The following is a 12,989-nucleotide window of genomic DNA, read 5'->3' on the forward strand; positions in this document are numbered from 1 at the left end:
ATCAATGATGATGGAGGGGGTTTATATGAACGACAGACGTTTATATCACGTCCAAAACTTAGCTTTAGAAATCATGGATCGAATGAACGATGAGCATGCACTGAAGGAAGGAACAAACTTAAAGGTAGTCGTCGATCTCTTATCAAGGGCAATCGGAAGTCTTGCAGACCCTTCTGGTAATTTGTCCCTGGATTACATTGAAGGAAAGGTGGCGTCTGCACATTATGAAGTCTTTCATAATGAGCAAAAGCTGTCTTGTTTGAAATCGATACCAGTATCAAGATAAAAAGCTGGTCAGCAGGATGACACGATCCCGCTGACCAGCTTTTCTTTCAAAAAACACCGGCCGCCTCAGATGTTTGAACTTCATCCAACCCGAATGCAGAATGAAGAAGAGACGTCAGGGCAATAGCATGAGACTCTTCCACCACGGCCGTCACGTGATTAGTACAGTCTTCTATGATATGGAAAGCTTGCCCTTTCTCTTGGAGTATCTTCCTCACCGTATCCAGAGTGACATGATAGGTGTTTTCATCCCTTACAACCACCGTCACCGTCGCTTTTCTCTCCCGTCTGACGATGGCCCCCACGCTGTCAAAGATTGGATCTGCAAGCTCTTGATCCGCCTCCGCTACCAAAAAGGAAAGCGTATCTTCACGATCTTCCATCAAGGTATCGTACTCGATGTCCAATGAATTCAAATGTGATGAGATGATCACCTTCATTTCCATCCTATTTGGAACCCCTGAGAGGGTATAACAGAATCTACCCTTATCAAATACAATCCCATAAACCGGATGACTGACTTCTCTCCCAGGGGCCCCATGAATCCATGTACCTCCCACCCTGCTCATACTGGATCGGACCACCAGAGGGACGTTATGGGTCATTGCATGTTCAATCGCTTTCGGATGGAGGACCCCTGCGCCCCTCCGTGCCATAAGTATCATCTCTTCATACGTCAAGGAGCTGATCCTGACGGCTTTCTTTACATAGCGGGGATCTGAGGTATAAACCCCCTCGACATCTGTATAGATCTCACACCTTTCAGCACCGAGCCTGGTGGCAAGCGCTGCAGCAGTCGTGTCGGAGCCACCTCTCCCAAGCGTGGAGATATCACCCTTTCCCGTTATCCCCTGAAATCCTGCAACGACTACGACATTCCCCATCTTCAACTCCCTCTGTATCCTCTCGGGGTCAATCGACAGGATCGATGCCCCTCCGTGATCGGTCGTCGTGGAAATCCCCGCCTGCCAGCCGGTCAAGCCGGTGGCAGTCACCCCTTCTTCCCGGAGGGCCATACACAGTAGAGCAACCGTCACCTGTTCTCCCGTCGAAAGAAGCATATCCAGGTCCCGCTTATGATGCCTAGTGGTGATATGGTCAGCAAGCTTCATCAGTTCATCGGTTGTATCTCCCATAGCCGAAACGACGATGACCAGGTCAAGTCCACCGGCTTTTTCAAGCGCCACCTTCCGAGCAATCCCTTTAATATTTGATACCGCTTCTACGGATGTGCCTCCGTATTTCTGTACAATCACACTCTTCACCCTTCTTTCCATTGCATCTGATTACACCCGCTCAGTGAATAATGCCAGGGCATTCTTTACATATCCAAATTCAGAAGCATGCGGCCGATCATCTCCTGAAGCATATCCATAGTCAACCATTCGGTTGCGGTTCAGACAAAGCTTTGTCAACTCCGGCTTAAAGAAGTCAAACAGCTCGAAACGCTCCTTCAACGAAGGGAATCGGCGTTGATAATGAGTGATGGCTTCTGCAAGAAAGGCCCAGAAGGTTTCTTCCTCCATCAAGTTGTGATTGACGAAGATATTACTCATGTAGCGCAGATGACAAATGAATAATCCCGTGAAGATGAATTGTGTCAATCCTTCTGGCGGCTCGCTCCTCAATACACGCTTAAGTTCCTCCGTTAATCCATCCAGTTCAGGGAACGGCTGATCTGTCATATTGACATCATCCACGAAATCTTTGATGGCCAGTCTATAAGGGACGGAATCCTTCAGGACCAGGATCGTATTCTGTCCATGAGGAGAAAAGACCGTACCATATTGATACAAGTAATGCAGAAGGGGGTCCATGACGACCCGGTAAAATGTCTTCAACCATTTCTCCGTACTTAAACCAGAATCCTCGATCAAACTTTTCACGTAAGGTTTTCCATTCCGGTCTTCGTAGTGAAGAGCTGCCAACGTGATGGCTTGTTCGCCTTCATCCAAGTATGTATAGATGCTCTCCCTCCAAATGGTCCCAAGCATTTCGAGATAGTGATACGGAACTTTTTCGACATGTACATAATCGGGATGATCGACGTTCATACTGGCATTTTCACCAGGAAGGATGACCCTGCACTCATCCCTGAGGAAAGGATCCTGATCAGCGATCCCTTTGATCCATTCCGTCACTTGGGGAGCGACCAAGGTCCGTTCAGACGGTAAGCCCCTGTACACAAGGGTATTTAATATGCTCATCGGTAATTTGACATGGTGTTTGTCCCTATTGGTCACGTTTACGAATGTCCTCACCGACTGCTGCGGGAGATAATCGTCAGCCCCTTTGCCAAGTGGGATGATTTCTTTGAAGGCAAGTGCTTGCGGGAATTGCTGGACCAGCACTTCCTTCCACTGCCACTCGTGTACAGGCATATAGTAGTAGTCGTCTGGCTGCCCTCCGGCTGCTTTCACTTTTTCATCAAACCGTTCCCGTTCTTCCTTGGATAGCTCGTCAGAAATCAGCTTATCGTAGCTCACCCCTTGGACAGCTTGGAATGACGCCATCTCCTTCTTAACGGCAATCCAGGATAATCGGATCTCCTTCTTCTGTTCGGGTGCATATTTCACATAATCATCGTACCCAAAGCCGATCCTGCCTTTGTTATACGTGATCCAAGGGTGCCCTGTCATGAAGCCTTCCAGGAGGGCGTAATCCTCATGAATGAGTTCATCCGACGATACCTCCTGACGTTCAAGGATGTGGGCATCGGCAATAAGGGTTGCATTCAGCTCCTTGATCAGATGGCCGACGGTTTCAGGTGACATGGGGATGAGCCCTTGAAGATCGATGAGCAGCCCGACTGCGTACGTGGCTCCTCTCACCTCTCCTGATTCTAAGACTTCGATTGTCTCCTCTTTAACATCATAGCTATCAAACAATCGTTTCTCCGCTTGATAACGGTAGGTTTTCGTTTCAGAAACTTTCAGCTCACACTGAATCAAGGAGCCGTCCGTCTTAATGTCAGGGTGGATCATATCCTCATACATATATTCTGAAAGCATCTTGGCAACCAGCTTCCGATTGACCCGTTCCCAATTTCCCCTTGTTAAAGCGGATGGTGATTTCATATGATTGTCCATTTCTGATCCTTCCTTTCAAATGAGTTGATCGTTTTCTGAGAGCCATCTTCCTGTCCTGATGGATCCCCTATGCCGAACGACTGGAACACATTTTTCTGACGGATCGGATAAACCTCCCGACCGACGATCTGATTAATGATGATGGCATTCCGGTGGGCTCCAAGGCCAAGGTCCGGCGCCCCCACACCATGGGTATGCAACTCACCGTTTTGTACGAAAATGTCGGTAGCCTCACCCGAAGCGGAGCGTAACCGATAGTCTTCCGTAATTCCGAATCTCCCATGGCTATCTCGCCATATGCCCTGATCCATTGCAGATAGGAAGGATGGTTCCGCCTGTTTGTAACCTGTACCAAGGATGATGACATCGCTCTCCATGGAGAATGCCTCCTTTTTCACATGATGAAAGCCTTCCAGAACGTACCGACTACCGGCCTGCCCTATTCCCGTGATTTCTGTCATCGCTTGAAGATGGATGGGGGGCCTTACCCCTCCAATAGATCGTTCATAGAGCAGATCATAAATATCAGCGATTGTCCCTGCACTGATTCCTTTGTATAGTAAGCCCTGACCTTTCAAGAGTTCGTCCTTTCTCTCCTGGGGCAGGTGATAAAAGAAATTCGTAAAGTCCGGTGAGAAATGCTCCAGTCCGAGCTTGGAATACTCCATCGGAAAGAATCCGTCCGACCTTGTAAACCAATTCAGCGAGAATCCTTCCTCTTCTTGGATCCGGACCGCATCAAGAAAAACCTCGGCTGCACTCTGCCCGGATCCGATTACCGTCACGGAACGTTTCCCCTTCAAGCGGCATTTGGAAAAGACATATTCAGATGAGTGGAAGATCCGGTCATTAAGCATTTCCTTGCAAGGATCTGGTATAGACGGAACGGATCCAATCCCCATGACCACATGGCGAGTCATAAAATGTTTCTCTTGTCCGGACCCGTGGTCCCACGCAGACACTTTGTACCCCTTCTCCCCGTCAGGTAGATCAACCGGGATGACCCCTTCCACTTCCATGGAGAATCGACAGGAAGGTAATCGTTCTGCTACCCAGCGGCAATAGTGATTATATTCTTTACGGGGGATATGGAACTTTTCAAGAAAGTAATAATGATAGAGACGCCCATGTTCTTGTAGGTAGTTAAGGAAACTGTGCCGGTTGGTTACATCGACCATACTGACAAGGTCAGCAAGAAAAGGAACCTGGAGGGTCGTCCCGTCAATCAACATCCCAGGATGCCAATCAAATGACCCCTTTCGTTCAAGAAAAACAGCTTCCACCTCTTCTTTTCCATCCAAAAGGGCCGCAAGTCCGAGATTGAATGGACCAATTCCGATTCCGACTACATCCAAAATCCCCCTCATCAAGACCATCTCCTTTCAAACTCTCTGCGATCACATGACATGAGCAGTCCGGTTTTGGCAGGTAGTTGCACCGGCTTAAGAGGGATGAACCCACATGTTTTGAACACGTGGATCATCTTCTCATTCCGGATATCCGGCTCTGCCATCACTTTTACCGTCTTTGATTCTTCAAAAAGGAAGCGGACCATCTCCTTTAGCAAGGGAAGTGCAAGTCCTTTCCCCAAGAAACGCTTGTCCCCGATCAAGAGGTGGACCCCCTGGTCATAAGGGTGGTTCGGATACGTTCCTTGCAATACGTCACCTTCGACCCAATAGGCCTCCCAGTAGCTCATGGGAATACCGTCGATCATACCAAGATATAGGGACTGGTGCCCATCGGACAGAGCCTTCTCAAAATGCGTCCGAAACTCAGGGAAAGGGAGGTTCAGATGCCAGAAAGGATGGACGTGATCTTCATTCATCCACGTATGGACCAAACCGATATCATCAAGTCCTGCTTTTCTGAACGATATAGTTTTGTGCAGTTTCGGTTCATATACGTCATACACCATGCCGGACCTCCACTTCATGGGCAATGGGATTGCGCACCATGGTATAGACCGACTGAGATTCCATCGGACCGATTAGTTCGTCCATGTCATAGAACCGGGTAAGGAGATTGGCCTTACAAGGCAGGACCGGCTGATAGAGGAGACTTTCCACCAAGACCCCCGACATGCTTCCTTCGTGTTTTTTCAAGGCTGTTCTCAGAATCCTGATCAAGTTCTCTTCTTCAATCAACCCGCTTACCCCGAAACCATTGATGAGACCAAAGAGGTGATTGAAGAAGAAGTAATATCTGAATCTTTCTTCCGCCACATGATCGTCGCAGGTCGTATCGCTGATGGCACTGATTCCGGGGTGAAGAATAGCAAGCTTCCCTGCTTTCGAACGGCTGTAGTAATAACCCTGATTATCACGATAGTGGAAACGATGCGGATATCCTTCATGCAGGGTGACAAGGGAATTTTGCTGGTGTGCTTCCAAGGCGATTCCATAATGAGCGAACAACCACATCATCGGTTCCATCGAGATAGACAAATAGCGAGAAAACCAATCCGCGCTCACTTCTTCCACTGTCCTTCCCTCCCTGACGGCGATCTCCTCAATGATGGAGTGGATACGTGGCTTCCCTCCGTAAGGATGATCATGGCATAGACCGGCAATCAAGCTGGTACTCCCCCTTGCCTCCATGAAGGGATTATCTCTGATCACGACTTCAAAACCGGAAATGTCTTCACTGGATTCAAGATTGATGTAGGCGGGATCCTCGATGATGTTGAAGTCTGGAAAGTGCCTTTTCAGTGCTTTTCCGAGGTCTGTCTGAAGGAGCTTTGACACCTCCACCCCCCTGGCCAACTCCTTTGCCTGATTGATCCGTAAAGAATTGGTGATCTTCACAGGTACCGAGAACTTGAACATATAGGGCGACTGCTTGGCGTACACGCTCCTGAAGGAAGAGGTAGCTGTATAGACACGCCCAAGTGGACCGATGTATTCCAGATTCCCCCCCATGATCCGTTCCTGTACCTCGGGCCTAGACAACAGCTCCTTTGTTTGTAGGGGATGAACAGGAATCAGTACCTTTCCTTTTTCTTTGACAAGGTGATCGATCCATTCTTCATCCACACCGCCGTCCTTCAGCTCATTGATGATGATGGAAACCGCCGTTTCAGGGCGGCTTGAATCATGGACAACCAGATCTTCATCGGCTGCAAAGTAATGGAGTTGGAACTCTCCCTTCCTTTCAGGTGAGTACAATCTGTCTTCTTCCTCTGTCAACCCCTGCTTACTCTTGGGCGTTGGGTGAAGTAGGTGACCGAATAATAAGGATTGTTCCGCCTCTATGAAGTCCACATCAGAACGGGAGAGGGATTCACCATCTTCAAGTCGTCCCTCCACGTAGTTACGGATGCTCCTGCAGCTGAGGATGACGCGATAGATCAATTCATCCTCTGCCTCTTTGCATTGCTGGTCAAGGAGGAATTCTTTTACAATCAAAGTAACTAGAGTGACATAATCCAGGGGCTGTAGATCGCCTTCTCCTTGAACCCTGTAGTAGATCGGAAAGGAGAAGAGATGTCGATCCGTCAATGACCAGTACTCAAGAGGCAATACCAGGTCGATTTTCTGGATGGAGAGTTTCGAGATGAAAACGTGTTGGGAAAAGGAGTCGAACGCATCGGTACATTCGTAATTCCCTGTCTCCCTTAAATAACAATTAAGGAAACTTTGCATTGTGGCATTTTCGGCTATACGTTTCGAATCATACAAGGGCTTTACCTCCATTCGTGAATTGTCGTGCCTTCCGTTCGATATCTGACAACAGTTGGTGGATATCGTCTTTGGACGTTCTCGGATTCAATAGCGTCAGTTTCAAGCAGGTTACCCCTTCAACCGATGTTTTTGCTATTACGCCACCACCGTCTTGGTATAGCTGTTGCTGGATTGACCTGTTCAGACCATTCACCTCTTCTTCCTTCAAAGAAAGGGGACGTATCCGGAACACCACCGTATTGATTTCGGGATGTTGTGTTTTCAGTTCGAAATGATCCATGGTCCTTATCAGTTCTGCTGTGTAGCCGGCAAGTTCCAACGTATGATCAATCATCTCGCCAAACCGCCTCAGCCCAATTACCTTCAAGGACAAATAAATCTTCAATGCATCAAATCGCCGCGTCGTCTGTACGGATTTATTCACCAGATTTTCAATTCCTTCATGCTCATCTTCCATCGGATTAAGATAGGCGGCGTGATGGGCGATGAACCGAAATGACTCACGGGCCTTTACCATGAACGCACCACAGCTGATGGGCTGATACCATAGCTTGTGAAAATCAATGGTGATGGAGTCAGCGTAATACAGCCCGTCCAACTTGGTGCGATGCTTATCACTTAACAGAAGCGCTCCTCCGAATGCCGCATCGGCATGAAGCCATAGTCCATGCTCTTTTGCAATCGTTGCAGAAGCTTGAAGGGCATCGATGCTACCGAAGTCCGTTGTTCCACATGTGGCCACAAGGGCGAAGGGGAGTAGTCCCTCTCCCTTCAACTCATTAAGAATTCGCTTTAGATCGGGCATGCTCATCCGCCGTTCTCGATCACTGGGCACAGTGACCACTGCTTTTTCCCCAAGACCGAGCTGTGAAGCTGATTTTTTCACAGTGAAATGGGCTTCCTCCGAACACAGGATCCGGAGCCGATGTGCCCCTTCAGGCAGCCCGTCTTCCTTCACATCATGCTTCCACATCTTGAAGCAATAGGAATCCCTCGCCAACAGCAGCCCCATGTAATTAGATTGGGTCCCTCCGCTGGTGAACACTCCATCAGAACTCTCAGGGTATCCTATCAATCTCTTCAACCAATCCACCATGCCTTCTTCCAGGTAGGTCGCAGAAGGGCTTTGATCCCACGAATCCATGGATTGATTCAAAACAGCAATGATATTCTCTGCCATGATTCCCGGTAAGAGTGGAGGACAGTGGAGGTGGGCCATGCTCCTTTCATGAGAGACATGAAGACTGCTCTGAACGACCGGACCCTCGATTTCGCTCAAAACATCTTCGAATGCCTGACCATCCTGGGTGAACGACAAGACACCTTCAACCTGTTTTTGAAGAGCGTCAGGTGTTCCTCCTCGAAACGGACGGTCAATCTTTTTATATAGCGCTGTGATCCCCTCTGTAAGAAGCGTCATTCCAGCTTTATATGCGTGCAACCCTTTTTCCCCTTGATGAAGGAAGTAAGAATCGAAATTCGGTCTATTCATTTCTCTACCTCTCAACGGATGCCAATACGGCATCGCGGAAAATGCTTATTACTTCTTGTAGCTGCTCTTGTGTGATGATCAAGGGTGGAAGGAACCGGACGACCGCTCCGTGCCTTCCTCCAACTTCAAGGATCAAGCCGCGATCGAAACATTCGCGCTGGATACGGCTTGCAAGCTCAGCATTGGCGGGATGACTGCCGGAAGATGAGGCAGGGCGATTCGGATCAATGATCTCAACCCCGACCATCAGCCCCCTTCCCCTCACCTCACCGATCTCGGGAACGTCTTTCTGAAGCTCTGAGAGTGTGGTCAAAAGGGATTCACCGAGTAGTGCTGCATGTTTCTCAAGCTGATTCTCCTTTAAGTAGCGGAGGGTTGCTATACCCGTCGCCATGGCCATCTGATTGCCCCTGAACGTGCCGATATGGGCTCCAGGTCCCCATACGTCCAAGTCTTTGTCATACACAACCACGGATAGGGGCAAGCTTCCACCGATTGCTTTTGAGAGGACGATCACATCTGGAACGATCCCAGCATGCTCGAATGAGAATACTTTTCCTGTACGGCCGATGCCGGTCTGTACTTCATCAATGATGAGGGGGATGCCCCTTTCCCTGGTGATCCTCCTCATTTCCCTTAACCATTTGATCGGGGCAGGTATGGAACCCCCTTCTCCCTGTACGGTCTCAAGGATCATGGCAGCGGGTGGAAGGATACCGCTTTCCGGATCATCAAGAAGGTTTTCGATGTACCGTGCACTGATTTCATGGGTCGCCTCACCACCTACTCCGAATGGGCAACGGTAGGTGTATGGATACGGAAGGAAGTGGGTATCCGGCATGAGTCCATGAACCCCTTTCTTCGGACTGAGATTCCCTGAAATCGCCATCGTTCCGTGCGTCGCACCGTGATATCCGCCTTGGAAAGTCAGGATGCTTTGCCTTCCCGTTGCCGTTTTGACAAGCTTCATTGCCGCTTCGATGGCATCTCCACCTGTAGGACCGCAAAATTGAATCTTCGCTCTCTCCCTGAATCCTTCTGGAAGGAATGAGAATAGCTCAGTGATAAATTCTTCTTTGACCGGAGTGGTCAGGTCTAATGTATGTAAAGGCCGCTTATCGCGTATCACTCGCTCCATAGCTTCAATGATGACGGGATGATTATGTCCGAGCGCTAACGTTCCAGCTCCTGCCAAACAGTCAATATACATTTTCCCTTCCATGTCTGTCACATGGACACCCTCTGCCTCCTTGATGGCGAGGGGGATCCTGCGCGGATAGGAACGGGCATTGGATTCTCTTCTCTCCTGCTGATTGAGTAACGCTTGATTGGACAACAATTGTTGGATCGTCATAGTCATCTCCCTTTCAATAATGGCTGAGTAACTGCTTACAACGTCATATTAGTTGATAATGATTCTCATTGTCAATAAGTAATTGATAACGGTTCTCAACGTATTGAATCATCTGAATCTTTCCTCCCATCTATGACCCTATGAACAACAAACGGAATAAAAACCAGCATTATCAGTACCTTAATAGATATTTCTATACCTTGGATGATTTCATTTTAAAAGGATGAGGGAGATTCTCGAATGTAAAAGAAAGGTAGATTGTACTAGTTCGTAGAGTAATCAGCTGAACAAAAAATCCGACCTCTGACTGTGCAGAGATCGGATTTGAAGGGGCTGACCCAATTCGATTTCATGTAATCTAAACCCTTTAAGGAGATTTTCTGTTATTAGGATAATCCAACATGGTGACTGCCAGAACAGCCAGAAGAATGATGGCCACGATGATAGCATCCCTCACGTTCCCTTGGACGAGGGAAAAAACGAATGGCACGCCAGCAAATACAGTGAACAAAAAGCTTGATAGAATCAACCGTTTCTTATTCATGGACATGCTCCTCCTGCATCATATGGATAAAGTAATCTTCCAAGCTAGAATGGGTCTCAGAAATGGTTTTAAGCGGTACCTTTTCACCGAGAATCCTTCCATCTTGAATAAGGACGCAGGAGTCACAGAATTCCTGGGCGACACTGAGTTGATGCGTGGATAACAAGATGGCATTGCCCTCGGCGGCATACGCCCTCAGAAGATCCTTGACCAGCCTCATGTTCAAAGGATCGATACCGGAGATGAACTCATCAAGGAGCAGTACATTCGGCTGCGGGATAAGGGCAGCGTAAAGGGCCACCTTCTTCTTATTACCGAGGGACAGCTCTTTTATTTTCTTCTCCAGCTCTTCCTCCAACCGGAAAGCCGTGTGATCCGGGAGTGCGTTCACCCGGTGGAGCTCCTTCATCATCTGTATATATTCCCGGACCGTCAGCTCTTCATAAAGAAGCGGATCATCCGGTATGAATACGGATGTACCATCGATGTCGATTTCTCCTTGATCTGCTTTGTATAGCCCTGCGGCAACTTTAAGTGTCGTCGTTTTCCCGGCTCCATTCTGACCTAGGAAAGCAACGATCTCTCCCCTGGTGACCGAGAAGCCGACATCACGTATGATGGCCTTTTCGCCTATGGATTTTGTAATATGCCTGAGCTGGATACGTTCGTTCATTTCCATTCCTCCTAAAGGTTCAAATGATCAAGGTGGGTCATGCGTGAAAGGCGTCTATACATAGCGAACAACAAGCCGAAGATAAACAGAACCATAACCATAAGGAGCCCCGGTCCGATCACCCAGAGATACGACCTGTAAGAAAAACTATCCGTAAGGTAAAAGGCGCATGGAAGCATGAACACCATTGGGATCATGACACCGACAACTGCTCCGTTAGCCATATTCCGGATCTTCTCCTGATCCGGATAATCCTCAAGCTCTTCGAGGGAAGGATAGTGAAAGTGAGGAGTCAGAACAGAAGGCAGGTACATGATCAAGCTGAATAGCATACAAGCGCATAAATGTGAGAGAAAGAGAATGATAGACTCTGTGACTCCGGGTTTGACCAGCGTAATCATGATGACATCACCGACAACCAGTAACGGGACCGTCATCACAAGGAAGAGACGAAGCCTTAAGCGCAAGAGGGGCCAAATCCCTTGATCGGGATGCAGATGGGATTGGACTCTCTTCCCTACACCATCCACGGCATGGATGCCATTTAGCGCTGAAAAGCTGGCTTGGGTATAAAAATACACGAAATAAAAAGTATAAAAAGAGAGGACCATATGGAACATCTTGCTCCCGTGATCGATGCCGTCAAGAAACCCCCATATGAGGCCCATATAGATCCAAAAGGAAAACGGACCCATGATAATGGGAAACCTTGAAAGGAAAAAAGTCGAACGAAGATCGTTCCGGGTCATGAAATGCAGATGCCCTTTTCCTCCCGACCATATCAGGAGGAATGATATCCATTTTTCATAAAAAGTGAACGGATACCAGCTTCTTTTTGTATCTGAATGTTTCCGGGCGGGAAGATAGAGAAGCATTCCTGCCACCAACAACCCAGTGAGCAAGGTAAGCCCTCCATTTCCCGTTGCCAGCTCGGCCAGCAGGTTATGTGGCCAAAAACGCCAGTTGAATACCATCGAAATCGACGAAGTCATCGAAACGATGGAGGCACTACCCGTATCCAGCCACCCGAAGAACGTCTCTTTCTCGACGGTCTTTGATATAAGGGGGAATTGCTCCACCCACGGGACAAGCTTCCTGGCAAACTGTACGGATAAGACCAAAAAGGCAATCCGCATAGCAAGCTGACACGTCATCCTTATGAAGAATGATGGTTTAGTGGCTTGACGATTGAGTGACAGTCCGTAGTAAGATGCAGAAAGACATCCGATTAATAAGTAGAAGAACCATGCAAGCACCATGGTGATCACTGGGGCTGGAAAATAACTCTGAACGGCAGCCATGATCGGTATGTAGACCATTAAAAATTTCTTGGATTCCCAGAGTAGCAACTCTGACTCGACCATTGTCCTGGCCCGGGATGAAGTGAGCTTCAAATTCACCTGTAGCCATTCACCGTCAAGAGACTGCTTTTGCTTTTTGGCAGTCGACATGCCGGACACGATTGCATTCAGGAAGATAATGAAGAAAAGGACTGACCAGATGAGATGAGGATCTTCCCTCATCGCTTTTATAAGATGATCCATCACCGCATAAAACACATTTGAACCAATCTCGAACTTCCCATTAATGATCACTTGCCCCAATGTCACATAACTTGCAGCATAGAGTAGTACTGCCTTCATGATTCCCCATGCCAATAGCCATTTCCAACTCAGATAGGGTGTGAGAAATCGGCTCCGATACTGATCCTTCATCCTGACTTTCCATCTCCATTTTATCCAGTGGTATACCATTGCGGACCTCCGTATGTTGTAATGCAAGGTAGTTGGACACGCATCGCTACTTTGCATTACCAAGTAGTAACCCAACTATATCCAATTAAGGAAATAAAGTCAATTGGTTGTTCTA

At 48.1% G+C, this 12,989-nt stretch carries 11 protein-coding genes; 1 reads left to right on the forward strand and 10 read right to left on the reverse strand.

Going from position 1 to position 12,989, the window contains the following annotated elements; genetic code table 11:
* Positions 1-25 precede the first annotated feature (25 nt).
* Entirely contained in the window at positions 26-286 is a 261-nt protein-coding gene (locus AF331_RS20010) for a hypothetical protein (RefSeq protein ID WP_053429751.1), read from the forward strand.
* Positions 287-332: 46 nt separating this feature from the next.
* Here the strand turns inward: AF331_RS20010 and AF331_RS20015 are convergent, their stop codons facing one another.
* From AF331_RS20015 to AF331_RS20055, 10 genes are all read right to left on the reverse strand, one after another.
* On the reverse strand, positions 333-1,541 hold the full coding sequence (locus AF331_RS20015; RefSeq protein ID WP_160316601.1) for an aspartate kinase: 1,209 nt from the start codon (positions 1,539-1,541) through the stop codon (positions 333-335).
* A gap of 30 nt (positions 1,542-1,571) precedes the next feature.
* Positions 1,572-3,362 carry an IucA/IucC family protein gene (locus AF331_RS20020; RefSeq protein ID WP_152915745.1) on the reverse strand — a complete coding sequence of 597 codons (1,791 nt, stop codon included), beginning with the start codon at positions 3,360-3,362 and terminating at the stop codon, positions 1,572-1,574.
* Positions 3,359-4,741, reverse strand: a complete 1,383-nt coding sequence (locus tag AF331_RS20025; protein WP_082347071.1) for a lysine N(6)-hydroxylase/L-ornithine N(5)-oxygenase family protein — start codon at positions 4,739-4,741, stop codon at positions 3,359-3,361. The genes AF331_RS20020 and AF331_RS20025 overlap by 4 nt, the downstream gene beginning before the upstream one ends.
* The gene (locus AF331_RS20030) at positions 4,741-5,265 is read right to left on the reverse strand and encodes a GNAT family N-acetyltransferase (RefSeq protein ID WP_053429929.1); all 525 of its coding nucleotides are present in this window, start codon (positions 5,263-5,265) and stop codon (positions 4,741-4,743) included. Before AF331_RS20030 ends, AF331_RS20025 begins: the two co-directional genes overlap by 1 nt.
* 16 nt (positions 5,266-5,281) lie before the next feature.
* Positions 5,282-7,018 (reverse strand): IucA/IucC family protein, encoded by a 1,737-nt coding sequence (locus AF331_RS20035; RefSeq protein ID WP_412177733.1) that lies wholly within the window; start codon positions 7,016-7,018, stop codon positions 5,282-5,284.
* Positions 7,019-7,046: 28 nt separating this feature from the next.
* The gene (locus AF331_RS20040) at positions 7,047-8,549 is read right to left on the reverse strand and encodes a pyridoxal phosphate-dependent decarboxylase family protein (protein WP_053429756.1); all 1,503 of its coding nucleotides are present in this window, start codon (positions 8,547-8,549) and stop codon (positions 7,047-7,049) included.
* 4 nt (positions 8,550-8,553) lie between these two features.
* Entirely contained in the window at positions 8,554-9,903 is a 1,350-nt protein-coding gene (locus AF331_RS20045; RefSeq protein ID WP_053429757.1) for an aspartate aminotransferase family protein, read from the reverse strand.
* Between the two features lie 367 nt (positions 9,904-10,270).
* Positions 10,271-10,447 carry a hypothetical protein gene (locus tag AF331_RS22645; RefSeq protein WP_160316602.1) on the reverse strand — a complete coding sequence of 59 codons (177 nt, stop codon included), beginning with the start codon at positions 10,445-10,447 and terminating at the stop codon, positions 10,271-10,273.
* Positions 10,440-11,120 (reverse strand): ABC transporter ATP-binding protein, encoded by a 681-nt coding sequence (locus tag AF331_RS20050; RefSeq protein ID WP_053429758.1) that lies wholly within the window; start codon positions 11,118-11,120, stop codon positions 10,440-10,442. The genes AF331_RS22645 and AF331_RS20050 overlap by 8 nt, the downstream gene beginning before the upstream one ends.
* A gap of 11 nt (positions 11,121-11,131) precedes the next feature.
* A complete protein-coding gene (locus AF331_RS20055; RefSeq protein ID WP_053429759.1) occupies positions 11,132-12,874 on the reverse strand; it encodes a hypothetical protein in 1,743 nt (580 codons plus the stop codon).
* Between the last annotated feature and the right edge of the window lie 115 nt (positions 12,875-12,989).

Source organism: Rossellomorea marisflavi (assembly GCF_001274775.1).
Taxonomy (GTDB): Bacteria; Bacillota; Bacilli; order Bacillales; family Bacillaceae_B; genus Rossellomorea; species Rossellomorea marisflavi.